This is a genomic window from Variovorax sp. P1_H2 (assembly GCF_056405295.1).
Map to the genome: position 1 here is coordinate 1 of NZ_JBFUCJ010000106.1, position 26,134 is coordinate 26,134.

25 protein-coding genes and 1 pseudogene are annotated in these 26,134 nt (G+C 62.2%); 9 read left to right on the forward strand and 17 right to left on the reverse strand.

Annotated elements, in window-relative coordinates; all coding sequences use genetic code 11:
- Positions 1–522 precede the first annotated feature (522 nt).
- From AC1D2E_RS27505 to AC1D2E_RS27515, 3 genes are all read right to left on the reverse strand, one after another.
- Positions 523–897 carry an SMI1/KNR4 family protein gene (locus tag AC1D2E_RS27505; protein WP_478200331.1) on the reverse strand — a complete coding sequence of 125 codons (375 nt, stop codon included), beginning with the start codon at positions 895–897 and terminating at the stop codon, positions 523–525.
- 159 nt (positions 898–1,056) lie between these two features.
- The gene (locus AC1D2E_RS27510) at positions 1,057–2,466 is read right to left on the reverse strand and encodes an ISKra4 family transposase (protein ID WP_478200332.1); all 1,410 of its coding nucleotides are present in this window, start codon (positions 2,464–2,466) and stop codon (positions 1,057–1,059) included.
- A 14-nt stretch (positions 2,467–2,480) separates the two neighbouring features.
- Positions 2,481–3,092, reverse strand: coding sequence for a plasmid pRiA4b ORF-3 family protein (locus tag AC1D2E_RS27515; RefSeq protein WP_478200333.1), 612 nt, complete (start codon positions 3,090–3,092; stop codon positions 2,481–2,483).
- Positions 3,093–3,231: 139 nt separating this feature from the next.
- On the opposite strand from AC1D2E_RS27515, the gene AC1D2E_RS27520 reads away from it, so the two are divergent.
- From AC1D2E_RS27520 to AC1D2E_RS27535, 4 genes are all read left to right on the forward strand, one after another.
- On the forward strand, positions 3,232–4,272 hold the full coding sequence (locus tag AC1D2E_RS27520) for a site-specific integrase (protein WP_478200353.1): 1,041 nt from the start codon (positions 3,232–3,234) through the stop codon (positions 4,270–4,272).
- A 223-nt stretch (positions 4,273–4,495) separates the two neighbouring features.
- A complete protein-coding gene (locus AC1D2E_RS27525) occupies positions 4,496–5,020 on the forward strand; it encodes a helix-turn-helix domain-containing protein (protein WP_478200334.1) in 525 nt (174 codons plus the stop codon).
- Between the two features lie 214 nt (positions 5,021–5,234).
- Positions 5,235–6,092, forward strand: a complete 858-nt coding sequence (locus AC1D2E_RS27530; RefSeq protein WP_478200335.1) for a DUF6731 family protein — start codon at positions 5,235–5,237, stop codon at positions 6,090–6,092.
- A gap of 4 nt (positions 6,093–6,096) precedes the next feature.
- Positions 6,097–6,561: a hypothetical protein gene (locus AC1D2E_RS27535; protein ID WP_478200336.1), complete on the forward strand. Its 465-nt coding sequence runs from the start codon at positions 6,097–6,099 to the stop codon at positions 6,559–6,561.
- Here AC1D2E_RS27535 and AC1D2E_RS27540 read toward each other — a convergent pair whose 3' ends face one another.
- Positions 6,562–7,128, reverse strand: a complete 567-nt coding sequence (locus AC1D2E_RS27540) for a hypothetical protein (RefSeq protein WP_478200337.1) — start codon at positions 7,126–7,128, stop codon at positions 6,562–6,564.
- A 309-nt stretch (positions 7,129–7,437) separates the two neighbouring features.
- Here AC1D2E_RS27540 and AC1D2E_RS27545 point away from each other — a divergent pair, with 309 nt between their 5' ends.
- Positions 7,438–7,707, forward strand: a complete 270-nt coding sequence (locus AC1D2E_RS27545; protein ID WP_478200338.1) for a hypothetical protein — start codon at positions 7,438–7,440, stop codon at positions 7,705–7,707.
- Between the two features lie 2 nt (positions 7,708–7,709).
- On the opposite strand, the gene AC1D2E_RS27550 is transcribed toward AC1D2E_RS27545, so the two are convergent.
- Positions 7,710–7,982: an ATP-binding protein gene (locus AC1D2E_RS27550; RefSeq protein ID WP_478200354.1), complete on the reverse strand. Its 273-nt coding sequence runs from the start codon at positions 7,980–7,982 to the stop codon at positions 7,710–7,712.
- A gap of 184 nt (positions 7,983–8,166) precedes the next feature.
- Here AC1D2E_RS27550 and AC1D2E_RS27555 point away from each other — a divergent pair, with 184 nt between their 5' ends.
- Complete coding sequence (locus tag AC1D2E_RS27555) at positions 8,167–8,880, forward strand: hypothetical protein (RefSeq protein WP_478200339.1); 714 nt, start codon at positions 8,167–8,169, stop codon at positions 8,878–8,880.
- A gap of 117 nt (positions 8,881–8,997) precedes the next feature.
- Here the strand turns inward: AC1D2E_RS27555 and AC1D2E_RS27560 are convergent, their stop codons facing one another.
- The 3 genes from AC1D2E_RS27560 to AC1D2E_RS27570 all read right to left on the reverse strand — a co-directional run bounded on the left by AC1D2E_RS27560 (position 8,998) and on the right by AC1D2E_RS27570 (position 18,138).
- Positions 8,998–10,626: a hypothetical protein gene (locus AC1D2E_RS27560; protein WP_478200340.1), complete on the reverse strand. Its 1,629-nt coding sequence runs from the start codon at positions 10,624–10,626 to the stop codon at positions 8,998–9,000.
- Between the two features lie 369 nt (positions 10,627–10,995).
- On the reverse strand, positions 10,996–12,531 hold the full coding sequence (locus AC1D2E_RS27565; protein ID WP_478200341.1) for a hypothetical protein: 1,536 nt from the start codon (positions 12,529–12,531) through the stop codon (positions 10,996–10,998).
- 423 nt (positions 12,532–12,954) lie between these two features.
- Positions 12,955–18,138 carry a RecQ family ATP-dependent DNA helicase gene (locus AC1D2E_RS27570; RefSeq protein WP_478200342.1) on the reverse strand — a complete coding sequence of 1,728 codons (5,184 nt, stop codon included), beginning with the start codon at positions 18,136–18,138 and terminating at the stop codon, positions 12,955–12,957.
- A 149-nt stretch (positions 18,139–18,287) separates the two neighbouring features.
- On the opposite strand from AC1D2E_RS27570, the pseudogene AC1D2E_RS27575 reads away from it, so the two are divergent.
- A pseudogene (locus tag AC1D2E_RS27575) lies at positions 18,288–18,392 on the forward strand (tyrosine-type recombinase/integrase); the annotation flags it as partial.
- A gap of 20 nt (positions 18,393–18,412) precedes the next feature.
- Positions 18,413–18,535 (forward strand): hypothetical protein, encoded by a 123-nt coding sequence (locus AC1D2E_RS27580; protein ID WP_478200355.1) that lies wholly within the window; start codon positions 18,413–18,415, stop codon positions 18,533–18,535.
- Here AC1D2E_RS27580 and AC1D2E_RS27585 read toward each other — a convergent pair.
- The 9 genes from AC1D2E_RS27585 to acs all read right to left on the reverse strand — a co-directional run bounded on the left by AC1D2E_RS27585 (position 18,517) and on the right by acs (position 25,721).
- Entirely contained in the window at positions 18,517–18,789 is a 273-nt protein-coding gene (locus tag AC1D2E_RS27585) for a DUF5334 family protein (protein ID WP_478200343.1), read from the reverse strand. The two genes, AC1D2E_RS27580 and AC1D2E_RS27585, sit on opposite strands and share 19 nt — an antisense overlap.
- Before the next feature lie 58 nt (positions 18,790–18,847).
- On the reverse strand, positions 18,848–20,056 hold the full coding sequence (gene hxsC, locus AC1D2E_RS27590; protein ID WP_478200344.1) for a His-Xaa-Ser system radical SAM maturase HxsC: 1,209 nt from the start codon (positions 20,054–20,056) through the stop codon (positions 18,848–18,850).
- Positions 20,057–20,068: 12 nt separating this feature from the next.
- Complete coding sequence (gene hxsB, locus AC1D2E_RS27595; RefSeq protein WP_478200345.1) at positions 20,069–21,574, reverse strand: His-Xaa-Ser system radical SAM maturase HxsB; 1,506 nt, start codon at positions 21,572–21,574, stop codon at positions 20,069–20,071.
- Between the two features lie 7 nt (positions 21,575–21,581).
- Positions 21,582–21,881 (reverse strand): His-Xaa-Ser system protein HxsD, encoded by a 300-nt coding sequence (gene hxsD / locus AC1D2E_RS27600; protein ID WP_478200346.1) that lies wholly within the window; start codon positions 21,879–21,881, stop codon positions 21,582–21,584.
- Positions 21,882–22,153: 272 nt separating this feature from the next.
- Positions 22,154–22,441 carry a His-Xaa-Ser repeat protein HxsA2 gene (gene hxsA2 / locus AC1D2E_RS27605; protein WP_478200347.1) on the reverse strand — a complete coding sequence of 96 codons (288 nt, stop codon included), beginning with the start codon at positions 22,439–22,441 and terminating at the stop codon, positions 22,154–22,156.
- Between the two features lie 323 nt (positions 22,442–22,764).
- Entirely contained in the window at positions 22,765–22,914 is a 150-nt protein-coding gene (locus tag AC1D2E_RS27610; protein ID WP_478200348.1) for a hypothetical protein, read from the reverse strand.
- 24 nt (positions 22,915–22,938) lie between these two features.
- Positions 22,939–23,343, reverse strand: coding sequence for a universal stress protein (locus AC1D2E_RS27615; protein ID WP_478200349.1), 405 nt, complete (start codon positions 23,341–23,343; stop codon positions 22,939–22,941).
- Positions 23,344–23,368: 25 nt separating this feature from the next.
- Positions 23,369–23,644, reverse strand: a complete 276-nt coding sequence (locus AC1D2E_RS27620) for a universal stress protein (protein ID WP_478200350.1) — start codon at positions 23,642–23,644, stop codon at positions 23,369–23,371.
- A 19-nt stretch (positions 23,645–23,663) separates the two neighbouring features.
- Positions 23,664–25,721 carry an acetate--CoA ligase gene (gene acs / locus AC1D2E_RS27625; protein WP_478200351.1) on the reverse strand — a complete coding sequence of 686 codons (2,058 nt, stop codon included), beginning with the start codon at positions 25,719–25,721 and terminating at the stop codon, positions 23,664–23,666.
- A gap of 133 nt (positions 25,722–25,854) precedes the next feature.
- Between acs and AC1D2E_RS27630 the strand changes: the two genes are divergently transcribed.
- Positions 25,855–26,134 (forward strand): ACT domain-containing protein (locus AC1D2E_RS27630; RefSeq protein ID WP_478200352.1); only part of this gene is annotated, 280 nt, incomplete at its 3' end.

Genomic DNA, 26,134 nt, shown 5'->3' on the forward strand with positions numbered 1-26,134 from the left:
ACTATGAGCCGCGCTTTCCGTGTGATGCCACGCAGATCGGGCGCTTTCGCGCGGCCCTGGGCGAGGCCGGCGTCGAAGAACTCCTGAAGGCCACCATCGACACCGCCGTGAACGCCAAGGCCATCTGGCCAGAGCCTCGATGGCGTTGGCGCATTCCATCTTCGCGACGGCGCGGCCCCCCTCGACCTGAAGTTCCGCAACCCGCACGCCCAGCAACGCCAGCATCAACTGCTTGCCGAACCAGACCCCACCCAGGCCCGGTACGGCTCGCTCGTTGAATTGCCGGACGGCGCCCGCCAGGCCGAGCGACCGCAGCCGCCGGGACGAGCCCACCCTGTCCGGCCCCAACATGCCGCAAAACAACTGCATGCCCCCTCCCAAGTTCAGTCAATCCTCACAATGCGCGAATTCGTTCACGCTCGCCCACCGCCGAGGATCTGCGCTGCGCGCAACAGGTTGGGCGGCCGTGAGAACTGCGGGAGTGGGCCGAACTGGACGGGAGGTCCATGTTCCTACGGAACATCATCGCAGAACACGTGCTCGACGAGAAATGGCTCCAGGCGAAGGTCGAGCGTCTTGACAATGCCACCCTTCGGCGTCGCCAAGAGACGAACGGCCGTCTCCCAAATCCATAAGCGGGACGGCGTCGGCGAGATAGGTCGGGTCGCGGCTCAGGTCGGCATGCGCGTCAAGCACGTTGAGGTAATAGCCGTCAGGGATGCCGAGACCATAGACCTCGCTCGAACCGTGAACGATCACCCCGAACGACGAGAGGTAGTCGCGATATTCGTTCGACAACGAAAAGCCGAGCCGTTGTTCGAGCCGTTCGATGTCCGCTGTGTCGGAGGGGCGCGTCCGGGCGTGCGTACGCGCAACGAGTTGTTCCAGCTTCTTCATGTGTTTCCTGCAATCAGGCCTGAAACTTGATCTGTTCAGCGCGCGCCTTCCAGTATCCCTGCCGCTCCTTGTTGAGTCCTCGCGGTTGATTTCCGACTCCTTCATCTTGAGAGCATCACAATCCTGGGGGTGTGCAGTGCAGCATCCTTGCTCCACCGCCTACGCCGCGAGCGGCACGTGGTCCCGAGCTCCGAAACCCGGATACCACCTCTCGAAGGACGCGCGTAGCTCGTCATTGAGGACCTGGGTGCGAACCTGGAGGAGCAGATGCGCGCCGCGCGGCGTCCAGCGCATCTGCTGCTTTTTCACGAACCGCTTGGAGATCACCTGGTTGACCGCGGATTCAACGAAGCCAGTTGCAATGCGCTCCCCGCACCGGTACCGCTCTCCGTAGTTGACGATGGCGCCGGCGTTGTTGTCGACGTAGGTCGCGAATTCACCCAGCGCCCGATCAAGTTTCTTCAGCACGACCGAAGGCGGCCGCCCAGCTTGCCTGTCCTGCTCGAGCACGCCGTCGACTTCCTCGACCAGGYCGTACAAGGTTTCGTCGGCGCGGATCACGTTTCCATGCCACAGGAACCATTTGACGCGTTCGATGCCCTTGAGGAGGCTTTCCTTCTCCGAGCCTTGCCACCCGCGTGCCGTTTGCAAGAGCTGCTCGATGCGCATGGCGACGTGGAACCAATCCAGAATGTGCTCGGATCGCGGGTGCAGGAAGGCGCCAAGCTCGCGCACGGTGTCGCCGCCGTCACACAGGAACGTGATGTGCTGTCGAGGGTGGATGCCTTGCGACTCGAGCACGGCGCGCAGCCTCCGCTTCGGTTTGCGGTCTATCCGATGGACGAAGGCGAAGACTTTCGCCGCACCTTCCTCCGGGATGCTCTTTCCGGCGATGACCTCGAAGCATCCGTTGGCACCCGGCAGGCGATCGCGACCTCGGATGTAGCCTCCGTCCAGCCCCACCGTGATGGGAGCGGCAGGTTCCGGCGAGGCTTCGATCTCGCGCTGGGCGCCGCCGTCGTAGGCGAACTGCTCCGGGCCGAGCTGCGCTTCGAGTCGCTCTGCGGTGTCCAGAACGTGCCGACGAATGGTTTCCGGATGCAGCCCCTGGTCGACGGGCAACACATCATGCAACAGCGCACCGACCGCTGGGAAGGAGACTTGCGCGGCCCACTTGGCCTGCAGGTAGGTCAGTTCTGGGGACGTGTGCACCGTCAGCAGTTCGCTGAGCGGACAGAACGTAGCCTCCTGGGATTGCTCGCAGCGGCAGCGGCGCCAACGGGGGCTGCGCAAGTCGATATCCCCGAAGGCGGTGCGAAAGCGCAGCGGGTGGTAGCCTTTGACGGCGCGCGGCTTGGCGCAATGCGGACAGGCCCTGCGGTCGGAAAGGTAGCCATCCAGCTGCTCTTGGACAAGCGCTTGTTGGAGCTTGCCAAGGATGGACTTGGCGTCGTCGAGAACGAGTCCGACGTCCTGAACCTGGTCACATGCGCGATCGACGGAGTGGAGCGGCACGGTGAAGGGGCGCGACGCGGCGCCCTCAATGCGAATCTGTACGGTGACTCTCATGGGGCCCACCTTTCCTAAGACGGCRCAGCCAACGCGGCGAGCCTTCGGTTCACGGCGCGCCGATCGAAGCGGTCGGGGTGGTAGTGGCGCAAGATGGCCCATTCCTCGTCATCCACCTCATCGTCGAGAAGATCCTCGAACTCTTGGCGGGACCTGCTCTCGCCGATCAGGGTGTACTCGAACCGAGTGGCCATGAACGCATGCGGACCGCCGCAATCCTCTGGGGGTGCGGCGCGCCGGCCTGCGATGCATACCGGGTACACCAGCTTGGGATCCAGCGGCAAGGTCGCCTCGATGCGCAGGTCGTGCACCCACAGATCGCCGAAGTCGTATTCGTAGGTGAATCGCTCAAGGCGCCGCAGCTTCAGTTGTCCGATCAGGACTTCGTGCGCGTCGGTGTCGAAGAACACGCCGCCCTCCTGATGGACACCGTACTCGCGACCGCGAATCTCGAAGCGATGAAGGTGCATGTCCTCCCAGCCGAACGCGACCTGCAGGATCTGGTGAAGCCGGGCGACGCTGGTATCGCCGCGCACCAGAAGTCGCCGCCAGATCAGCGGGCTGATGCTGCGCAGCACTGCGCGCAGCTGCAGGACCTCCTGTCTAGAAGATGCTCCGGCTTCCATCTCCAAAGCTTACTTTGCTGCACCGCACACCCCCAGGATTGTGATGCTCTCCAAATCGGCCCAGGTGCCCAAGGTGTCCAAGGCCCTGGTGCCGCTGAAAAACGACCATGCGCTGCTCGACCCTAGCCAACTGTCCGACATGGCCGAGGAAGCCGCGCACGACCTGATGGCCGAAGGCGAGTCGGACAACACGCGCCTGGCGTACCGCACGGCCATGCGCTACTGGGCCGCCTGGTTCGGCGCGCGCTACGGGCGGCAGATGGCGCTCCCGGTTGCAGTCCCCGTGGTCGTCCAGTTCATCGTCGACCACGCCCAGCGCTCGACCAAGGCGGGCCTTGAGCACCAGCTGCCGCTCGAGATCGACGAGGCCCTGGTCGAGGCCGGTTTCAAGGGCAAGCTTGGCGCGCCGGCGCTGAACACCCTCATGCACCGGATCTCGGTGCTCTCGATGGCGCACCACCTTTCCAAGCAGCCCAATCCGTGCGTCGACCCTGCGGTGAAAGCGCTCTTGAGCAAAACGAGAAAAGCCTATGCGAAGCGCAACGCCCTGCCCCACAAGCAGCGTGCGCTGACCAAGGAGCCGCTGGAGGCGGTGCTGGAGACCTGCGACGACTCGCTGAAAGGAAAACGCGACCGCGCCCTCCTCCTCTTCGCCTGGGCCTCGGGTGGGCGCCGGCGCTCGGAGGTGTCAGAAGCCGTCTTCGAGAACCTGCACCGCGGCGATGAAGGCGCCTATCTGTACACGCTGGCCAGTTCGAAGACGAACCACAACGGGAAGATCCGGGCGGAAGACGTGAAGCCGGTGGTCGGATCGGCCGCCGTCGCCCTGGAGGCCTGGCTCAAGGCCAGCGGCATCACGTCGGGGCCCCTCTTCCGGCGCATCCTCAAGAACGGCAAGTTGGGTACCGACGGGCTCTCGGGGACGGCGGTTCGGGACATCGTGAAGGCGCGGTGTGCGCTCGCAGGGGTGGGAGAGGATTTCTCGGCGCACTCGCTGCGGTCGGGGTTCGTGACCGAGGCGGGACGGCAGAACATGCCGCTTCAGGAAACTATGGCGATGACGGGGCATCGGAGTGTGGATACCGTCGCGGGGTATTTCCGGGCAGGTGCCGCCCAGGTGAGCGCGGTGGCTCGGATGATGGATTCGTCGGTAGGACAGCCCGACAACGGCTTGACCTGACGGCGGGTCGATCCGGAGCTCGTGCCGCTGCAAGCTGCGGACTCTTAATACGTAGGTCGAGGTTCGAGTCTCTCAGGGCCCCACCACCAACATAGAACTGGCGCGGGTTACGCGCTATGTTTTTTGTGAGCACTGTTACGCAATTGCGGTATGTGTTCCGCAAATCGAGAACCTCCCCGCTTCACGGCAGGGAGGTCCTTTCTTTTCCCGGACGGGGGGCCTAATGCGCGACGTCATCAACTCCGAAGAATGCGCCGTGCTGCTGCATTGCACCTCCGAGCTGGTCGAAGAGATGGCGCGCGCCGGCGAGCTCCCGGCGCTGAAGATCGGCCGCAACTGGATATTCTTGCGCGCGGACCTGCTGGTCTTCTTGGCCGAGAAGGCGCGGCAGGAGGCTCTGGAGCGCCGCTCCAAGCATGCCGCTGGGCCAGAAGTGCCGCCCTTACCGAAACCGCGCCGGGCGCCGCCTGTGCTGCCTACGGTACCGGGCGAAACGGGAGTTCCCACCTCGCCCAGCACCAGGACGCCCGCGTCACCTGCGCGCCTGTACGTGACCGCTGCAGAAGCAGCACGTATGCTATCCATAGGCGTTTCGACGCTCTGGCGCGAGGTGAAGGAAGGAACGCTTCCCAGGCCTATCAAGCTGGGCAGCAGCACCAGGTGGCGCGTGGCGGACCTGCAGCAGGTCGGCAGCAACGAGCCTATCCCGGCTCAGGGTCAAGGTGTCAGGTTCGACCTCGTGCGGTGAGCCGGCCCCAAACCGCAGCTACGCCTTCCACAGTTGCGGTTGAAGTGATGACCGCACCGCTCCGAGCCTGGGCGGCCAGCCCTCCTCCTCAATTTTGAGGAGATGACCGCGCACCTGTGCCATATCTGGTAGGTCCGTGTCGGTTTTCCGACCCGAGGTTGGCTCGACCTCCCTCTATGATCCGCAAACAATTGTTACAGCGGTGGAGTGAGGAATGGCGAAGCAAAAGACCTTCAAGGTCGACTTTTACGTTTGCACCAACGACGGCGAGCGTGAGCATGGATTGATTAGCGACCTGTTCGCGGATGAGAACGCGACGTTCCTGGACGCCAAGTCCCTCTCGGCCGACGCCGACGAACACCACCAACTACGATCCATAAAGCGCAGCGGGAAGGGCAAGGTGATCATGGCGGTGTTCGGTAGGTGGCGCAACAACGTCATGCCCGAACAGGGGAATGCTCAAGGCGAAGACGAGGACGTGCATCTCAGACCAGGCTATGGCCTCGTGGAGAAGAACTTCATGGTGTATTTCGCCGACCAGAATCTTCTGCTGTATCAGCGCAACTCGACGGGCAGCCACTCATCGCGCTTCCAGAGCTATCTGTCCCAGCTCACCGGGACCCCTATCGGGCTTGAGCCGATCTTGACCACCGACTCATACGAGCGGATCTTGAACGGCGGATCGCCCAAGTGGCTCGACTTCTCCATTCAACCGCCGAAGGATCCGGCGTTCTATGGCGATGCCTGGACGACAGACGCAATGAAGCTTCTCCGGGGGGCTGGCGCGCATCAAGCTCGCATGCGGCTGAGCACCGGCAGGGCACCGACGCACCTCTTGGAGCAGTTGAAGCACGCTATCGTCGACGTGGCCAGGTCAGGACAGGCTCGGGTTGCTCGCATCAAGCTCGAGGAAGACAATGAGGCGATTGACCTTATCGYCGACCGCATCGTGGAATCTGTCACAGTTGACCTCAACTTGAAAGGCCGCCCTGCTCCCGATGACCTCTTCGCTGCAATCGCCGCACTCCGCGACAAGAGGAAGGCCGACCTCAAGACCTTCTTCGGAAAGTAGATCAGTGGGTTGGTTTCGCCCGCTGGCGGTAGTCGTCGCAGCGTTTAGCGGCGGCGCCCTCGTTCGCTTCTGCGGGGCCGAGATCACAGGGGAAGGTGCGCGCGCCACTGCGGGCACCCTGGTAGGCGCCAACGCCACATTGCTGGGCTTCTTAGTTTCTGCGGGCGCGTTGCTCTATGCGGTGTCCGCGACCACCCTCGCGCAGAACCTCATGCGAACCGGGCATTTTCAGAACCTGCTGAAGGATCTTTTTCTCGACTCTGCCGCCTTCTTGGCTGCATTCGTTGCTTCCTTGGTGTGCATGTTCTTGCCGGCAGTTGCTCCACCCCATGGTGCGTTGTCTCCCCTGGCGCAGGGTTTGGCAGTAACAGGCGCGCTGACCGTTCTAGCAGTGCTACTGCTGCTTCCGGTCGGCCGCAAACTCTGGTTGCTGCTCAGCAATCTCTCGCCAGGCGGGCCCCTGCAGTAGCTAGCAGCAACGCTCCATCGGGGCGTTTTTGCTTTCTGAACCCACAACCCGGCCCGCAAAGCCGAGATCAGCCGTTGCGGTACTCGGCCTGCGGATGGCGCGGCCAGCGGCTGCTGAGATCTGGCCCTGGGTCCGCCGATCAACGTTGCCCTGGACGGTGAAGTTGTTCACGATGGGGCGGATGCCGCCGCCAGTGGCCTTGGTCGGGGTCACGTGACCACCTTGCGCTCCCATCATGAGGAGTGTCCTGTTCCCCACCGTCAGCAGTTCAGGTCCGTTCTCCACCACCTGGTGCACAGAGCCCGCACCGACCGGGCCGCCCATGGCCCGGCCGCTGAAGTTGTTGGTGTACTTGAACAGACCATCGAGGCCGGTGCCGCTGGCGTTGGCCAGCGCCGTGGCAGCGCCGTTACCGATGCCGCCGAAGGCGCTCGCGATGCCGCTGATGAGCTGGTCCGTGAAGCCCGAGCTCGAGGCACCAGTGCCGCCCATCGAGTACATTGCCGCGTTGGCCGCATCTGCCAAGCCGATCAGCGCCGTGCTGGCGTTGCTGGAGCTGGCGGCCACGCCTCCGAGGCCTGCGGCGGTGCTTCCGGCGCCCGCTGCGGCCTTGGATGTTCCGGCGCTGCCGCCTCCGACCAGGGCGCCGGTGACCTTGCCGATGATGGAATCCTGATCCTTGAGACTGCCCTGCAGGAACTCGGCCAGAGGGGATCGGTGTCCTTCACAGGCGTTCCTTTGCTGCGCGCTCGACGCGCGGCTTCGTCAACCGGACGACTCGGGCGCTCAAATCAGGTCTCCGGCGCATCCCCAAAGATGAGGAGGAACGGGGTGGCGGCAGAAGTTACCGTTTGTGTCCACCTTCATGGAGCATCGATGGCAATCCTTCTCGTCACCTACGACCTCAAGCAACCCGGCCGGAACTACACCCCGGTGCACGACTATCTGAAGCGCTTCGCAAACTGCAAGGGGCTTGAGTCCGTTTGGCTGCTCGACACGACTGCCACGACCGAAGCTATTCGCGATGGCCTGACCTCTTTGGTCGACGCCAATGACAAGATCTTCGTGGTTCGACTTCAACGCGACTGGGCTTCGTTGCGCTATGGGTGCGCAGATTGGCTCAACGACAGCGCGCGAAACTGGTAGCTTCATGCACGGCTCCCGCGGTGGCTGGGCCAGTTCATCGGCACCACCTTCGCGCCTTCGCGCAGCCGGTCATAGACGCGGTCGCCGACCAGCTGCTTGATCTCGCCCGCGGGCAGGTTCGACACCACGACCGTCGGGCGCTCGAGGCGGTACCGCTCGTCGACAACCGTGAAGAGCTGCTCGGCTTCCCACTCACTGCCGCGCGACACACCGATCTCGTCCAGCACGAGCAGCGGCATGGCGCCGAAACGCGCGTGGGCCGAGCTTCTGGCCAGTCACCAAGTCGAGCCAGCGCTCCACGGCATCAAGGTCCGTGAACTCGCGCGTCAGCGCCCAGCGGGAGACGATGGATGAAGAGGTGCGGCACAAAGTCGCCCCTCTGTGTGGTGCAACACGACGCCGGCGAGTGCGGCCCGCGCGGTGAGCGTGGCAATGCGCGCCCGCCCGCGGGGAAATCTCGTGCACTACTACCTCGACACCGGCGGCAAGCTCAGGGTCGAGATCCCGCTCGGCTCGGACTACACCAAGGCGATTCGCAAGTGGTCCGAGCTCGTGAAGACACCCGGCGTCGCCGCGCACGGCACGTTCGCCGAGGTTGTGCAGGACTACTGGACGGACGTGATTCCGGGGAAGGAGCCGCGCACCCGTCGGGACGACGAGAAGGAACGGGCGTGGATTCTCAAGTTCTTCAACACGCCGCCGGCACCAATCGACAAAATCGAGCCGAAGCACATCAAGGCGTACCTGAACTGGCGCGTTGCCGAAGCGCGAAAGGCCGCTGAAGCGAAGAACGTCGAGCGCGTGAAGAGCGGCCGCACACCTATTCCGATTCCTGCGAAATACGGTCAGGTCCGGGCCAATCGCGAGCAGGCACTGATTTCGCACATCTGGAACTACGCCCGCGAGAACGGCCACACCAAGCTCCCGAATCCATGCGCCGGAATCAAGGGATTCCGGGAGGAGGGACGGGATGCCTACACCGATGACGAATTGCTGGCAAAGGTGATAGAGCACGCAGGCCTGCCACTGAAGTTCGCGATCCGCCTGGCGCACGTTACTGGCCAGCGGCCCTCAGACGTGCTCGGCATGAGCGCGACCGATACGCGCACTGTCGTCGCGTGGCTCGCTCGAAGCATCACCGGTATTGACGTTCCGCTGTCTTTGTGGTCCTGACCAAGCTCGCGTTGAACTCATCGATGTGACGGCGCCTGCGTTCGAGACCGACGAAGAACTGATGAATCACAAAGATCTAGTTCCATTTAGAGCGATCTTTCTGATCGATGCACTATTTCAGATAAGGGCACTAATAGGCGGCTGAGTCGACGAGTTGACCGGACCAATTCCGTACCAGTTTGCTTCCCATTCTCCACAGTGAATCTGTGTACTTCCTACCAAGAAGTGTTCATCCTGTATTGGGAGGTAGTTTCTTTGTCGAAGCCACGCTAGGGTGCGAGCGAGCGAGCGCCCCTCTCGAAGATGCAGCACTATCTGCCAGACCTTGATAATAGGCACCAGCGGGTCTTGTACGTCGCTGAACCCGATCCAACTGTGTGAACCCACAACGGCCAGTAGATCGTACTGGCCCGAGATGCGAAGCAACGAGTGAAGGCGAGTGTGCGTCGGGTGCGACACACCCGCGGCCTCATTTGCCTGCGCGGCGCTGTGCGCATCTGAAATGCGCTTCGCTTGTGTCACGCCCTTCCTTAGCTCTGCTGAGCGCTGCTCAATTTCCCGCACCTCCGCTGGTTCGATGAACCACTTCAACTCGACGCAAAGGCAGTTCTTCGACTCGTGATCGATGATGGCCAGATCGACATCAGTGTCATCTAAAAAGCCGTAGCGAAAGTCAAATCCCAGCCCGGCTAGCTCGCGAATCAGGCTCTGTCGCAATAGTTCCTCCTTTTGGTGTGTCAACCCAGCGTAGGTGACCCGAAACTCTGGGAGTTGGTTGAGGAGAACGCAAAGGTTGCGCTCCGCGTCAGCGTGAAGCCAGATGAACGGCGAAAGTGCGTAGAAGCCCCCGGCAAGTTCCACGAGCGGCTGAATCGCGATGTCCGGGTCGCGAATGCCATGCGCGCCGAAAGTCAAATATGACAGAACTGCATCGATTGTCTGCGGCGATAGGCCGGTGTAGCGCTGCAACCRCCTTCCAAGCTCCTCTTTGCGAGGCGTCCACACCGCACTGATGTAGCCCATTTCAGGCAAACCGTTGGCAGCGACAGCGAGGCGAGCTAAGAACCAGCCCTGCAATAGGCCTTGCACGGTGTGGAAGATTGACTTGAAATCGCCGATCGTGAAGGCCCCGAATCGCCAGTCATCCGGAAGGGCATACCGATTCTGGTTGTGGTGACGAGTGTGATCCTGGAGCGCCTTGGCGAGGCGCGGCTCGTAGTACAACTCGAAAGATTTCTTCGCAACTCGGATGTGGGGAGCGATGAGGTCTTGCAGGACGGACAAGTCTACGACCGCATCACCCCGGAGAGCGTCCTTGTGAACCAGCCTGTTGTAGGCCTCATACTCAGGCTCTTGAGTTGGTAACCCCGGCGCTCGCAAGCGTTTGCCCTCTACGGATAGTTCGACCTTGCCCCTGTGCCAAAGCGGGAAGATCGCGCAGAAGATTCTGTAGCCATCGGCGTCCCTCAGCCAATCGGACGCATCCTGGTAGTGACGCTCAATCAGCGACTTCTCGACCGGCTTGTCCTTTCCACGGCCGTCCATACCACCAGCCCCATGTCGGAGACAGGAGCGAAGAGGATGAGTCGCTGAATTCATCAGGTTGTCGACGAAGATGGGCAACTCTTCGTCAGACAAGGGCTTGATCGCCCGATTCTTCAGGTGTAGGTCTTCAACAACGGAGAGTATTGTCCACATGGCTTGCGAACACCCCGCTTCCAGCAGCGCGCTGCTGGAAGCTGTCATATCGACTTCCCTCTCGGCTGCCCGTACGGCGTCATTATTTGTCGATTGATCATCCACGATAACTAGTTCTCCCTCTGATCTTGTCCCATTTGAGCTTTTCACCCGTCAAGCATTGAAACTCACGAAGCGGTGCCTAGTCGGATACTGGATCAACCAAACGTTAAATATCCACAACCAGCCTGAGGTCGACTATCCAGTGCGAAGAGGACCATTCATCGAGGACTTCAAAAATATTCTTCTTGGACTCAAGTTGTTCTCGAATCTCGGCTAAGTCAATGCAGAGATCCGAGGCCGGCCACGCTCGCTCGCTCGCCATGCTCTACAAGGACATGCACAGGCAGCGTGAGCAGCTTGGGCGGGTTCGGCCGGTCAGGAGGTTGGGCCAGGCCGTGTCGGCGACATCGTGACAGGCGCATCATCGTCCATGATCAATTCGCACGCTCGAAATCCAGGATCAGCGGCGATGTCGTCACGTTGAACCAACCGAGCCTTGCCGCATAGCCATTCGCGGCGCGGCAGTGTGGTGGCTTGACCGAACAACCGGACCGTCTGCGGCTCGTGTTCTTGCGCACGAACGACCAAGTGTTCAGCCGAGAATAAAGCTGTGGCCTGTGCGTCTGTCGGACCCTTTAACATGATAGGGCGTCGGAAGTCCCTCCCCGTCAAAACAACGGCTGGGTCATGATGGTCGCGTGCTTCTATCACCTCATCAAATTCGAGTCGAGAGATCTCAGCCGTTGGTTGGAAGCGCGCGTTGGATCGCGCAAATCCAGCCAGCCTGACGCAGGCGTGTAAATAGCGGTAGAACTCTAGATTGAAGATCGTCTCCGCGTTGGCGATGCCAAGCGTCGTGAAGACTTTCTCGCCTTCGACTTCCATAGTCAGCCGGGGGCGCCACTGTGTCTTGAGCTTGTCGACAAATTCATTGATCTTCGCAGTGAAAGGGATCTCAACCAATCTGCGTCCTGACCACCGTTCGAAGTCGATCTTGAACGTCAGGCCTTCCCGGGAACCCGAGGGCGCCAAATCGATCGGCATGCAGATGCTGAACAGGCCGTCAAAGGCACGCCCCTCGTAGACTGCGGATGCAGAGCCCGCGATCACACCTCCTTCGGTATGCATGAAAGGCCACACCTCACGATCGGGGGACTCGAGATCGAGTCGGAGTGTAGCCGCGCGTGGCGCAGTTTCGATCGACATAGATACAGCCTGATCGACGATCTGGGCTAGCAGTGGGGAGCCTTCAGCCTTGACTCCCTGCAGGCTGAAGTTGCCGATACCATGGGCCAGCAACTCGTCTATTGCGGCCTGCCAGCCGCGCTGGTGAGCCAGCGGCGCGACCAACGTGAACGAGACGGGCGCGCGCGCTTCTATTTCTATTTGCGCGCGACCATTCGAGTAGCTGCTCCTGATCTCAAGGCGCGGATCAAGCCGGTGCATGAACAACTCGGTCGCCCGGTGGGCGTTGGCGATCACTGGCGGAGTTGCGCCCAGGCTTGGAAAGCCGGACATTGCGGCAAGCACCTGCTGATGTCCTTCTTTTTCACCCGGCCGCCGACCTAGCGTTTCTCGGGCTTCGGCCTCCCGCTTCATCTTCAAGGCGACGAGGGCCGCAGCCGGGTAGTGCACGCTGTCCTTGTCAACGAGGCTTGCGCAGTCGTGACACAGCCAGATGCCGTTGTCGTAGGCACGCCGTTCTTCCCGGCTCAGATGGGGGGCCGGTCTTGGACCAGCGGGAGAGGCTGCATAAATGTGCGCCGCGACGCCGTGAACGAGTACGCCACGAGGACCTGATTTCGGCGCCAGCGTCGAGACGCCGCATTTCGAGCAGGCGTTCCCCGACCGCTCGCGTAGTTCACGTATCACGGGCGCGAGGAAGTCGTCGCGATTGTTGGTCTTGGGCATCGAATGATGGTTGGAAAGTCGAAATCTTGCCGAATTCTAGGAAGGCATAGTCATCCCACTGTCGTTGACCTCTCAGCACATTCTTTTGACGTCACATCGACAACTCCAAGGGGCATCCCACCCTGATCCGCACACTGCTTTTTCATACTCATCTGTACTATCTTTCCGGACAAAATTGGGCTGACTAAAGCTGAGACTTATGATTGCATGGACRTCAACTTAATTTCGCATTGAAATGTTGTTTTTAGGGCTATCGCTGGTGAAAGGTCTCTCCCGTCCACCGAGTTGAATGCAGTGCCCGTCGCTGCGTTATTCAATCGTTCAACTCTTGTTCGAGGGAACACTGCCCCTCCACTGCTTACATATTTTTGATGCATCTTCACGTGAACCATCGCCAAGTAGCGAGTTTTCGATCAACTTGAGTCAGAGCCCTCCATTTGGTCCATCCTCAGTACTCGCGGCTCCCAGTTGGACCTCCACCAGCGGCGTCTCCCATTCATCCACTTGTAACGATGGCCAGTAAGTGTCGGGCGTCTGAAACCGTGTGCGCACCATCACGGCCACCACTGAAACGGCCCCTCCTTGCAGCGGGCTCTCGTCTACGTTCGCGGCCAGCCTGCCGACGGTCTGACCATTGGCCGAATTGACAAATCGCCCCCTCAGCTCGACCGGATCCCCGGGACGTAGGGCCGCGATCGCTCGATGGACCGGATGGGAAGGCGAATTGCGCCCGGCAAACCCAATATCCATGTTGGCTGCCCCGAGCATGACGTACCGGCGCTCGAGATCCGCGCGATGCCGAGGCCGGACGTCCGGCAAGCAGTCCTGCACCCCGCCGACTGTCCCAAGATCGACCAAGTAGGGGTTTTGCCCGCCTTCTGCCCGCATCAAGGTCAGCGTCAGCCGCGCGCGTGTCATGGCAACGTAGAGAAGCCGCCTCTCGTCCTCATGGTCCCAGCGCCAGTCGGCGCAGTCCATCACTATGACGTGGTCGAACTCCAGGCCCTTGGCGGCGTGCGCCGTCATGAGCTTGACGGCGCTATCCCGGCCGTCGCGTCGCATCTCCCCCGCGGCCTCATAGAAAAGCKCCAGCACCTCGGCCGCCGGGACGATGTCCGCCTGAAGCGTCGAGGCAATGTYCTCGACGATCTCCTGGAGGTCCTGCAGCGCGGCGTTTCGGGGTTGTGCGCGCCGTTGGCGATTCAATTGCCTGCGCAACGCACCCAGTCGGACCATGCGCACCTGGCGCCGCCGAAGCGCTTGGGCAAGTGCCCAACCCTCGCGGGTCCGCATCAGCGAGATCTGCCCCTTGGCCGCCTCAGGCCCCGTGATCTCGCAGGGCAACTCTTCGACATCACAGATGGCCCGCATGTTCTCCAGCGGAGCATGCGTGCGACTGAGCACCGCGATCTCCGAGAGCTTCACGGCAGGGTCGAGGTGCCGAATTCGCTGGATCTCTGCATAGACCAGTTGAGCCTGAAGATTCGGGCTGGTCGGGCTGGTGACGAGGCGCACCGCACCGTGACTCGCTGGGTCCTCCTCGGCCCATCGCCCCCCGTGCGGATCGTCCTTGCGCCGGGCGTCGATCCGGATCGGATGATCGACCTTCATCCGGTCAGCGCCACGCTGGATCACATGGTTGGCCGCCGAGATGATGTTCTGGGTGGAGCGGAAGTTCTCGACGAGGTACGTGAGCTCCCCTTCGTAGTCGGCCCGGAAGCGCCGGATGAATTCGACGTTCGCGCCCTTGAACGAGTAGATGTTCTGGTCGTCGTCCCCGACCGCCATGATGCTCAGCTTGCTGTCCGCATCGATGCGTCGTCGGCCGGCCAAGGCGCTGACCAGGGCGTACTGCTGCTCGTCGATGTCCTGGTACTCGTCGACGAAGATGTACTCATAGCCCTGCAGCAGCCGATCACGGATCTCGTCCGCATCGGTCAGACCCGAACTCCTGCCTTCGAGCAGATCGATCGCATCCTGGAGCATCTGCTTGAAGTCGACCGCGCTGGCCGCGCGCTCGGCCCCCGCCAGGCTGGTGCCGGTCAAGCGAAGCGCCATGGCGTGGTAGGTCATGACCAGCAACCCCCTGCCGTCGTCCCCGGCCAAGGCCTGAAGGCGTCGGCGCAGCTGGACCGCAGCGCTCCGGTTGTAGGCCAGCGCGATGATGCGACCCGGGCTGACGCGAAGGACCCGCAACAGGTAGGCAATGCGGTGCACGATCACGCGTGTCTTGCCTGAGCCGGGCCCCGCCAGCACCAGGTGATTGCCCGGTTTCATTTGGGTGACGAGCGCCTCCTGCACCGGGTGCTGAAGATCGTCGACGATGCGCCGATAGGACTCATCGGTGGTTTTGCGCTCCAGCAGGTCTGTGCGGCCGCGGAAGAACTCCTTGATGAACTGCTTGTGCGGCAGTGTGAAATACGCCTTGACCAGGTCCTGCGCCTTGGCCGGATCTTCCGCGCCGAGCTTGGCGTACTCGTGCATGACATGGGTCTGCAGGGTCCGTTCCTTGTAGAACTCCTCCAGCGGCGCGAAGGCGGCCACGGTGAACTGCCTGGAGGTTTCACCTTGCATCTGGATGGTCATCGCGGAGCGGAACACCGAGCGCCCCTTGTCCAGCTCGAGCACCCGGGTCTGATGCAGGTACAGGAGCGCACTCTCGAGTGCGACCTCGGGTTCATTCAGCTGGGTTTTCAGGATCAGATCGTCGTTCAGCGCGTCGATCAGGGCCTGGGCTTTGCATTCCACCATGCAGGCGCCTTTGACGCCCTCGGGCACCTCTGCGAGCAGGCGATCGAGCGTGACTTGCGCCACGGCGCGTCGCAGCTCGCAGATCCTGCGGATCTGGGCCCACGAGCGGCGCAAGGTCACGCGCAGGGTGTCCTCACCCAGGGGCTGCAGCTGGATCATGCTGCGCTTGTCATTGCCCGAGCCGAACCCGTCGGCCATCGATCGCAGGCAGGCCCGAACTTGCGTGGGGTCGACCTGAACAGTCTCACCGTCTGCCATGAGCCGCGTGCGCAGTTCGGTGCAGACCGCCCGCAGATTCAGGTGCTGGTGCGACTCGTCCTGATCGGCATCGGGTGCGTGCTCCGACATCAGGTCGAGGAGTTCCCTTTCCAGGGCGCACAGGAATTCCAAGCGGAGGGACGAGGCACCTCGCACGCGGCACATCAGGCGCACCGTCAACCCGAGGTCGTTGACGAGAATCCCGAGCTTGGCCAGCTGGTGGACGATCCGAAAGCATTCTTCCGGTCGGATGCCGGCATCGAGCATGAGCTCGTCGGTGCTCAGGCCCTCCGGCGTGTCGGAGCGAAACAGCGCGATCGCGACGGCCAGGAACTTCTGCTGCTTGCTGGCCGGCAGGTTCGCCTTGTCGATCCGGTCCTTGGCTTCCTGCAGGGAGGCCACCCGCAGGCTCGCGGGAAACACCTTGGTTGCGTTCTCGTTGCGCTTGAGAAAATCGTTTCGCTCGAGCCAGGCGATGGCGGTGGTCACCTTGGTGGAGGCGTCTGGCGCATCGACATCGATGGCGGTGCCGCTGCTCTGCGCAAGGAGTTCCTTGGCCGACACCACGATCTCGTCCTTGCCGAGCTTCTTCGCTTGGTCGCGCAGGGCGCGCAGCAGGCCGCTGAAATCCCGCTTCGAGAGCTGTGAACTGGAGGAGAGCTTGAACTGGGTCTCCACATCCTGCGGGTCGAACAGCAGGACGCACCGGGCTTGCTCGCCGTCGCGCCCTGCCCTGCCCGCCTCCTGCAGGTAGTTCTCCAGGGAGCCAGGGATGTCCGCGTGAATGACCAGGCGCACGTTGGGCTTGTCCACCCCCATGCCAAAAGCATTGGTGGCGGCGATCACCTGCAGCTCGCCCTCCAGGAACTGCCGCTGGGACTCCTTGCGCAGGTCGGCGGTGAGCCCGCCGTGATAACAGCCGCAGGAGATGCCTTGCTGCGCGACGATCTGGGCGAGGGTCTCTGCGTTCTTGCGGGTGGCGCAGAACACCACGGCCGCGTCCTCCCGGCGCAGGCCATCGCGCAGCAGCTCGACGATGCGCTGCGGCTTCTCTCCGCCCGAGGTGGGCACGACCGCATAGGACAGGTTGGTTCGCTCGTGCCCACCCAGGAAAGTCTTCAGCTCGATCTGAAGGCCCTCCTGAAAGTGGCTGCAAAGGTCTTCGATGACGTCGGGCTTGGCGGTGGCTGTGAAGCAGGCCACGGGTGCCTGACCCGGAAATTGCTCTCGAATGAAGCGGGAGACGTACAGGTAGTCAGTTCGGAAGTCGTGGCCCCACTTGGACAGGCAGTGGGCTTCGTCGAACACCCACGCGGCGATCTCCCGCACGCGTATTGCCTCCACGAAGGTTCGGCTTCGGAATTGCTCGGGCGAGACCAGCACGATGCCGATGTCGCCCAGGCGGATGCGATCCAGGACATCCCGCCGCTCCAAGGGGGTGAGCATCCCGTTGACCGTGGCCGCGCACTGGATGTCGGCCTTCATGAGGTTGTCCACCTGGTCGCGCATCAGCGACTGAAGCGGGGAGATGACCACGGTCAATCGACCCGAGCGGCGGTAGTGGACGAGCGCGGGGAACTGGTAGCAGATGGACTTGCCACCGCCGGTCGGCAGCACGGCCAGCAGGCTCTGGCGCGCCAGGCCCGCGCTGACGATGGCGCGCTGCAGGGAGCTTCCATCGGGCGCCGTCGGCAGCGCGCGAAAGCTTGGCTTGCCGAACAGCATCGACAGGAGCGACTCGGGGTGGTGATTCAGGCGGCAGTACTGGCAGTCGGGGTGTCCGCAGTCGATCTCCCGCAGGTCGGCGATCAGCTGCCGGACGGCGGGCAGCTCATGAAAAACCCAATGAGGGAGGATCGAGTTGCCGCCTGAGACCCGGATCCAACCGAGGGCAAACGCGGTCGACCAAGAATCGTGGTTGTCGACGGCCGTTGTGACGTCATGCGCCAGATCGCGCAAGCGTGTGGCGCAACAGCGACCGGCGAAGCGGCTCGCGACGATGTGCCCGGCCGCTTCGCTGCTCGGCGCCGTCTCCTCCCTGACTTGGGACAGCAGCGTGGCCATGCCCTCGTCGTCGCGGCACAAGGAATGCAGCAGTGCCAGCCACCAGGGCTCCTGCTCGTTCGTCTCCAGCAGCGCTTCGACGGCCTCCTCGAGCACATTGAGCGCCACCCTCGCATCCTTGGTCGGGTTGTTGCGCTCGTCGGTGAGCAGCTTGTAGCCTTTGACCAGCCGGTGGTAAGGATTGCTGGGAAAAGCGAGGGCCGACAGCTCCAGGGTGTCGAGCACGGGCCAGCTCAAGCATTCGAGTTGAGGGAGCTGATCTCGCAACAGGGGAACGTCATGGCGCCGGAGGTTGTGCCCCAACAGCACCCTGCCCTCTCGGACGAAGCTATTCAGTGAGGCCGCCACCGAGGAGGCTTTGGCCGGCGAGCAAGCACTGCTGAAAGCGTCCGCGCTGTCTGAGCGCACGGCGCCGACCGCGAAGATCCGGTCGCCCTTCTCCGGATGGGCTTCGACATCGACGGAAACGAATCGGCCGTCGGCGGCGATGCGCCTGGCACGTGCGCGCAAGGAATCGACGACGGGCGTTTCCAACGAAGGCGAGGCAGGCGGCCAAGAGTGAGGGAGTGGTCACTTGTAACCGAAAGTGACACTATTACGCAAGTATTCTTTTTGGCTGCAACTGTCCCCCGAGGATCTGGCAGATCTCGCCGTCAGTTCAGTGCGACCGAGAACCCAAAGGCAGTCACCTGCTGGAGAGCAAGGTCGACATCCGTGTGATCCAGGTTTTGCTGGGACACAAGCGCCTGGAGACCACCACCGTGTACACCCACGTGGCTACTGATCTCCCGCTGGAGGCCGGCCTTCCTTGGAGGTCGCCGACATCTTCCGACAGCATGCGCCAGCGTGGCGCGCCGAGCAACGCGGCCATCTGAGCCTTCCGCAGCTGAAGGTCATGCGCGACGCCATCGACTATTCGCCATCCATCTGAAGAGTGCGTGCTTCACCGGTATCGTCATCGGTAACTCCTACCTCGACGGTCCTACCGACACGACGCACGGAATCGACCGTCGCCGACTTGTACGCGCCTGCGTCGTAGTCAAAATAGTCGATGCCGCGGCCCGAACGAACGAGCGTCCCGCGCTCGATTTCCACGGCCGCCCCGGTTTCTGAATCCGTACCGTCCCAGGCGAACGCACTGAGGGATAGCAGCGAAAGAGATATGACGAGGAGGGTGGATTTCATGATCATTTTTTCAGAAGTCCAAAGCATCGTTTCGGCGACATAAGTTAGGGGATGACCGTCATGCCGCCTGCTCGAGCAGCGGCGAGTTCGCCTGCTCCATTGTTCGAATCGGCCGGATGTGGGCGCTGTGGCGATATTGAACCGCCGAGGAGAAGAAGCCGCCGCAATCGCTGCGTTGCTCGCACGTCGTGCACTCGTCCAGGTATTCGTTCTTCCAGTCGGAGATCGACTTGCGGTAGATGGGGCGTAGGTCATCGTTGACCAGGCACAGCTGGTGGTTGTAGATGGACGCCTTGATCCCGTAGCTCACCAACACGCCGGCGGCTTCGGACAACGTGTCGCGATATTCGTGAGGGTCCACCCAGAGCTTGTCCAGATTGGCGCGGGTAAAGCCGGTGATCTCCAGGCCCATCAAGGCGACGTGGTGGACGAACAGCAGGTTCCTCGCAATAAAGCGACAAGTCTGCACTAGGCGCGGGAGCGTCTCTCGATGCACCACTACACGGATCTCCACGCGCACGCCCGCGGCGCGCAGGTTGAGAATGCCCTTGACCGTCTCATCGAACGCGCCTGGCGCCTGCACCACGTAGTCATGGCGCACCGGATCGTCGGAGTACAGCGGAATACCCAAGGTGAGGTTTGGGTGCTTGACCTGCCCGAGCTTGTGCGCGAACGCTGTATCGTGAAAGGCCCGTCCGTTGGTCAGGATGTCGATCCGAGTACGCGGCAAGTGGCTCTTGACGTGCTGCACGAGCGCGATGAAGCGATCCCCGTAGAGCGTGGGCTCTCCGCCCGAAAAGCCGAGCGAGGGCGTTCCTTCCGGGATCATGCGGATCAACTCGAAGACCTCGTCGAGGATCCAGAAGTCATCGACGTTCCTCGGCGGCTGCGAGCACATCAAGCAGTAGTGATTGCACTGCTCGGTCAGCAGGATGGTGTTGCTGTTCGAGTTGACGCGAAACAGCACGCTCAAGGTGTCCTGGCTCGGGTTCAAGCGCACGATGTCGCCTTCGGCCAGGTAGGCGTAGTCCTCGCCGAGCTGATAGATGTCGCTGGCTGGGCTCTGGGCCGCGTCGTCAGCTGCCACCTCAACTCGCAAAAGCACGGCGCCAAAGCCGGCGACCCCCTCCAAATTCGCGGCGTCCAGCAAAAGCGCGTACTGAGGGCGGATTCGCGCCGGGAGGCAGGAATCCTGAGTCACTTTCAATAGGCACGGCTCGACGGCCGATTTCTTCACCGCCACGGTTTTTCCACGAAGTTTCAGCATCTTTGAGTCTCCCTATTGGGCCCAGCGGGTGAACAAGGACTTGATGAACGGGTCGGACTCCATGAGGCCGATCAAGTGCTTGAAGATGGCCATGTTGCGCGTGCAAAACTCCGACTCGGTCTTGCGACCCAGGAAATCTTTGTGCAAGCCCCAGTGCTGAACCGGATCGGATCCGCAGTACGGCTCGAAGGCGCAATCGGTGCACATGGGAGCGCTTTGCGCGAAGCTGTCTTCCAAGGCTTCCAGGAGCGTTTCGTTCAGGAAGATCTCTTCGTAGGTGTTGCTCAGGACATTGCCGAGTCGGAACTTGTCGTCCCCCATCTCGGCGAGCATGCGCGCCTCGTCGGAGGCGAACACGGCGCCGTCGTAGTTGTAGACGATCGCGCCCAGCGCGATGCCCGCGGGGCTCATCAGGTCCACGTAGCCGGGATCGTCGAACGTGAGCATCTTCTTCAGGATGGTCGCCGCGTAGAACTCGCGAAACTCGATGCCTTTGCGGTTCAACTCGATCACGTAGTCCAGGCCCTGCTTGTAGAACTCCAGCCAGCGCTGCACGCCATAGGCGCGGTAGGACTTGGTTTTTATGGCAAAGCCGTAGGGCGACAGCGGGCGCAGAAAAATGCCCTTGAAATCCTGGGCCAGGTACTCGTCGATGATGGCCTGAACCTGCGACAAGCTAGCCTCGGTGGTGGTCATGAGCGCCGAGACGTTGGCCTTGCCGATGGCATCGCGCGAGCGCTGGATTCCTTCGATGACGCGCTCGTAGCTGTCGCGACCTGGCCGCGGGCGGTTGCCATTGTGCAGCTCCCTTGGCCCATCCAGGGACGTGGAGATGTGGACTTCGTGTTCCCTGCAAAACGCCAGCACCTCGTCGCTGATGATGGCCAGATTGGTGGCAATGACGAAGCCGATCTCCTTGCGTGCGTTGTTGCGCCGCTTGCTCTCGTGCACGATGTACTCAATGAGAGGGAAATTGAGGAGCGGCTCTCCGCCCTGGAACTCGATCTTGATGGCATCTGCCGGCGAGCGTAGGGCGAGGTCGATAGCCGCGCTCGCCTGTTCCTGCGTCATGTCAAAGGAGCCCCTGTCCTCGTTTTGCCGCGATACCTGGCAATAGGGGCACGAGTGCTCGCAGCGCAGCGTGACGACGAAGATGTGCAGTCCGGTGAAATTGGCCAAGCGCGAATAGCGGGTGCGCAGCTTGACGGCCAGGAGATCCGGAGCCACCGAGGTGTTGGCATCGACCAGAAAGTGATGCGAGCGCAGATCGACGTAGGCGTCCGAGCTCGTGGGAAGCGTGCGATCGGCGAACTGACGCACCTGCTGCTTGGGAAGCACCAAGTACTCACCGGCGATGTTCGTCATCACAAAGCGGTCCGCATCCAGCTCCGTGAACTTGAAGGGCATCAGTTGATACCCATTGGTCGCGGCGCCTTGCCGCGTGGCCCCTGCCACGGCACTCGCGCCTGCGCCGTCGTGGCGGCGGTCGAAGAAGGTAATGGGCTGAAATTTGCTCATCGACGCCTCACTGGCCAACGAGGCCGGTACGGGAGAAGGCGTGCGCCAAAATGAGGTTGCGCGTGGGCGCCGTCTCGAGCTTGATCTTCTCGCGCAGATTCTGATCCAGCACCTCGGTCTGAAAATCGTCGAGTGCGGCTTGATGCGCTTCATCGCTCATGTCCGCGCGCTTGGGCTTGAGCGTCACCTGGAGTCCGGCCCGCGTGGTTTGGATCAGACAAGTGAACCGGTCGCTGAAACGGTAGGCGGCCTTTTCGATGGCCATCAAAGCGTACACGGCAGGGTCAAAAACAAGCGTCGTATTCATGTGGCGGTTCCAGGTCAGGTCGTGCAGAGAGGACCGCTTGGATGACGCGATCCAGGTTGGCAGGCGGTAACGGAGCCGCACCAACCGCGGGGTGCGGGCCGTACGGCGAAACAGTCGGGGTTGCGGCGCCTTAGGCGCGGTCAATGGCCGGGCTGCTGGCGCAGCAGGCGACAGGTGCTGGGCCCCGTCTGAGGATGCGCCACTTCCGGCCCAAGGGCGCCCAAGTCAACAATTCACGCGCGCGGGGTCGTCCGCGTGCGGTTCACGGCTCGTTAGTAGGCGGAAGAGCGGTGCGAGGAATGCGAGGAGTGGCTGGAATGCGAGGAGTGGGACTGGTGGTAGGCCAGCACGGTGCCACTGTCATCGCGCTTCATGAGCACTTGATGTTGCTCGTCGCCGCGCATATAGGTCAGCAGCGTTCCCATGGCGCCCGTCGAGGCTGTGCTCGGCGTCTTGGCCGCCGCCTCACCTACCTGGTCGGGCACACTGGCGTAGGCAGGTACACCGACGATAGAAGCAACGGCTGAAGCAACGGGGATCAGGAAGGCGGCCTTGTACATGTGGGAGTCTCGTTCTTGATTGGGATGTAAGTAATTTTATTGAGTGTGACGTCTTGTAGCAAGGAAGCTATTCACGATTGGTTGACAAGTTGATGGCGTCTATTCAACAATTTTGTTTCGATGTCGAAAGTCAGCCACGCCCCCCCCTCCCCGGGGTGATCGTACTTTCGGTGCAGTTTGATACGGTTGCAGTAAGAATGTATAGAGAAATCAACAACTTGCATGCGAGCGAATTTCATCGCGACCTGCCTCACGCAAGTCTTTGATATTGAAGATCTTTTTCGATCAAAGCGCACCGATCTGCACCGAAAGTACGATCACCCCTACCAGCCCAGCGCGAGGATGCAGCGCATTCGCACATTGTTCTGCGGGTGCTGCAGGCCCTCGAGCAGTTCTACCAGGTGATCGCCCGGTTTCCCTGGGGGCTCGGCGATGCGTTCGAGCTCGCGTCCGTGGCTTGTGTGCGGGGACATGTCAAGCAGTGGCTATTCACCTCGTCAAGGGGCGACGAGCACGCAGCATCGAGCCCGGTCGATGACGCGTTTGGCGACCGAGCCTTCGGCCAAGCGCTTGAGCAGTGAGCGGTGTCGATGACCCATCACGATGGTGTCGGCTCCAATCCGCTCGGCGACCGCCACGATCTGTTCAGCGGCAATGCCTTCGGCCACTTCGAGCTCGAGAACGACATCCGCGTCGGCCGCGCGAGCATGCAGCCCGCGCAGACACGAAGTGCATCTGACGCGAGCCCGGTCGATACTGGCGCGAGTTTCGACTTCAGCGGACCACGCGACGGCAACGACATGCAGCGACGACGCGCTCTGTTGGGCCAAGGTCAAGGCCTGGTCGAAGGCCCTGCCAGAGGCAGGCGTTCCGTCATAGGCGACGAGAATTCGGTTGGTCATGGCGTTCTCCAATCATGACGTGGAGCTACCTCAGCACCGTGACCGCACAATGGGCGTACGCGATGACTTGCCGCGCCACGGAACCGATCAGCCAGCGCTCGAAGAGGGTGCGGCCGCGGTGGCCCACCAAGATATGGTCCACCGCGTGTTCCTCGGCGTAGCGCACGATCTGCTCGGCCGGATGGCCCACAGCGATGTGGAAGTGCGTCTTGATCGTCTCGTGCGCGAGTTTCGAGCGGATCGGGGCGAGCAGGCGATCCGAATGGCGTCGTGAGTCCTCGAGCACTGCCTTGGTCTCCACCTCGTCGCCAAAAACGGTTCTATTGGGCCAACTCCCTGATCCGGTCGACGACCTCCGGATTGGCGAGGGTGGACACGTCGCCGGGATCCTGGCGGTTCGAAATCGCTGCGAGCACGCGGCGCATGATCTTTCCCGAGCGCGTCTTGGGCATGTCTGGAACGACGATCACACGGCGCGGACGCGCAATGGCGCCGATCTCGGACACCACCGATGCCGAGATCCGGTTGGCGATCTCCGTGGAAGGCGCTAGCCCCAACTTCAACGCGACATACAGGTCGGGCACCTTGCCCTTGACCGGGTCGGCCACCGGAACCACGGCCGCCTCGACCACCTCTGGCACGAGGAGCGCTGCCGATTCGATTTCCTTGGTGCCCAGGCGGTGGCCGGCGACGTTGATCACGTCGTCGATCCGACCGAGGATGCGGTAATACCCGTCGCGCGCCTGTACCGCGCCGTCGCCCGTCAGGTAGGGCCAGTCGCGCCAGTCCTTGCTCTGGGGGTCCTTGCAGTAGCGCGCGTAGTACTGGCGAACATAACGCTCGGGGTCCTTCCAGATCGTCTGGAAGCCACCCGGCCAGGGATTGCGGATGCAGATGTTGCCGGCCTTGCCCGAACCGCCGGCGAGCTCCTTGCCCCGATCGTCGTAGATCACCGGGTGAATGCCGGGAATCGCGGGCCCGGTGCTGCCGGGTTTCATCTGGTGGATGCCCGGCACCGTGCTGCAGAGGAAGCCGCCGGTTTCGGTCTGCCACCAGGTGTCCACGATGACGGCTTCGCCCTTGCCGACCATGCGGTGGTACCACTTCCACACCTCGGGCTCGATCGGCTCGCCAACGGTCGTCATGTGCTTGAAGTGGTGGTCGTACTTCGCCGGCTCGTCGGGTCCGTCGCGCCGCAGCGCGCGGATTGCCGTGGGCGAGGTATGGAAGATATTGACGTCGAGTTGTTCGGCGATGCGCCATGGCCGGCCGGCGTCCGGATGGGTCGGAACGCCTTCATACACGACCGTTGAAGCGGCGAGCGCCAACGGGCCGTAGACGATGTAGGAATGGCCCGTGATCCAGCCGATGTCGGCCATGCACCAGTACACGTCCTCGGGGTGGATGTCCTGGATGTATTTGGATGTCCAGGTGACGTAGGCGAGGTAGCCGCCGATCGAATGTTGGCAACCTTTCGGCCGTCCGGTGGTGCCGCTCGTGTACATCAGGAACAGCGGCGCCTCGGCCGGCATCGGCGTGGGCTCGACACGCTGGCCGCGGAACTTGCCGAGCAGCTCGTTGACGATGACGTCGCGCCCCTCGACGAGCGGCGTCGCGCTCGAGGTCTTGCCCGGGTAGCGCTGCCAGACCAGGACCTGGTCGACCTGCTGGCCGAGGCTGGCGGCCGCCTTCACCGCGATGTCGGCCTTTTCCTTGTGCTCGAGCAGATGGCCGGCGCGGTAGTACGCGTCCATCGTGATCAGCACGCGGCTCTCGGAATCCCAGATGCGGTCGGCACAAGCCTTGCCGCTGAAGCCGCTGAACACCTGCGAGTGGATCACGCCCAGCCGCGCGCAGGCGAGCATGGTGATCGGCAGTTCCGCCACCATCGGCATGTGCAAGGTCACGCGGTCGCCCGCCTTGAGTCCGCAGAAGTCGCGCAACAGCGCCGCGAACTCGTTGACGCGGACGAACAGCTCTTGATAGGTCAGGTGCTGTACCGGCTCGTTCTCCGGCTCGGGCACGAAATGGATCGCGGTCTTGTTCTTGTGTTTGACGAGGTGACGATCGACACAGTTGTGGCAGGCGTTGATCCTGCCGCCGACGAACCAGCGCCAAAACGGCGGGTTGCTGGCGTCGAGCGTCGTCTGCCAGTACTGGTACCAGTCGAGAAGGTCCGCGAATTCCTTGAAGCACTCAGGGAATTTGTCGAGGGCAAAACGCTGGAAGACGCCAGCGTCGGTCAAATTGGCCTGCGCGATGAACCGGATGGGGGGCGCGACGTAGTCCTCTTCCGGCCAATGCACCGCGATCTGTGCCTCGGAGACATCGACAGTCTGCTGCTTGGCAGGATGGCGAGGCGATCTGTGTTCAGTCATGACGGCGACTCCTTTTTCGGGCAGATCGAATTCCCAGCAAAAAAACCTATACCACGGTGCCAAACCTTGTCAACCTGGCGGTTATGGCCTAGCCTCTGATCGACACGTCAGCAACGAAAATGGAGGATCAATCATGGATCTTCTCGTGGAACCTACAGATGTATGGGCAGCGACCATCCAGGACCGCCCCGGCGGCCTTGCCGAGGTGCTGGATACGCTACGCGAAGCGGGGGCCGACCTGCAATTCGTCATTGCGAGGCGGACGCCGGACAAGCCAGCGACGGGGGTCGTCTACGTCACGCCGCTGCAGAACGACCGTGAAATCCGTGCGGCGGCACAGGCGGGCTTCAACGTGACACAAAGCCTTCACTCGGTTCGGATCATGGGTCCGGACCGCCCGGGCATCGCCGCGG

What these genes read in the sequence shown, in the direction of transcription:
- hxsB (WP_478200345.1), bottom strand. Translation starts at nt 21,574, where the DNA reads ATGAGCAAATTTCAGCCCATTACCTTCTTCGACCGCCGCCACGACGGC.
- AC1D2E_RS27525 (WP_478200334.1), top strand. Translation starts at nt 4,496, where the DNA reads ATGCGCGACGTCATCAACTCCGAAGAATGCGCCGTGCTGCTGCATTGC.
- AC1D2E_RS27545 (WP_478200338.1), top strand. Translation starts at nt 7,438, where the DNA reads ATGGCAATCCTTCTCGTCACCTACGACCTCAAGCAACCCGGCCGGAAC.
- AC1D2E_RS27520 (WP_478200353.1), top strand. Translation starts at nt 3,232, where the DNA reads ATGGCCGAGGAAGCCGCGCACGACCTGATGGCCGAAGGCGAGTCGGAC.
- hxsD (WP_478200346.1), bottom strand. Translation starts at nt 21,881, where the DNA reads ATGAATACGACGCTTGTTTTTGACCCTGCCGTGTACGCTTTGATGGCC.
- AC1D2E_RS27565 (WP_478200341.1), bottom strand. Translation starts at nt 12,531, where the DNA reads ATGCCCAAGACCAACAATCGCGACGACTTCCTCGCGCCCGTGATACGT.
- AC1D2E_RS27615 (WP_478200349.1), bottom strand. Translation starts at nt 23,343, where the DNA reads ATGACCAACCGAATTCTCGTCGCCTATGACGGAACGCCTGCCTCTGGC.
- AC1D2E_RS27505 (WP_478200331.1), bottom strand. Translation starts at nt 897, where the DNA reads ATGAAGAAGCTGGAACAACTCGTTGCGCGTACGCACGCCCGGACGCGC.
- acs (WP_478200351.1), bottom strand. Translation starts at nt 25,721, where the DNA reads ATGACTGAACACAGATCGCCTCGCCATCCTGCCAAGCAGCAGACTGTC.
- hxsC (WP_478200344.1), bottom strand. Translation starts at nt 20,056, where the DNA reads ATGCTGAAACTTCGTGGAAAAACCGTGGCGGTGAAGAAATCGGCCGTC.
- hxsA2 (WP_478200347.1), bottom strand. Translation starts at nt 22,441, where the DNA reads ATGTACAAGGCCGCCTTCCTGATCCCCGTTGCTTCAGCCGTTGCTTCT.
- AC1D2E_RS27610 (WP_478200348.1), bottom strand. Translation starts at nt 22,914, where the DNA reads ATGTCCCCGCACACAAGCCACGGACGCGAGCTCGAACGCATCGCCGAG.
- AC1D2E_RS27585 (WP_478200343.1), bottom strand. Translation starts at nt 18,789, where the DNA reads ATGAAATCCACCCTCCTCGTCATATCTCTTTCGCTGCTATCCCTCAGT.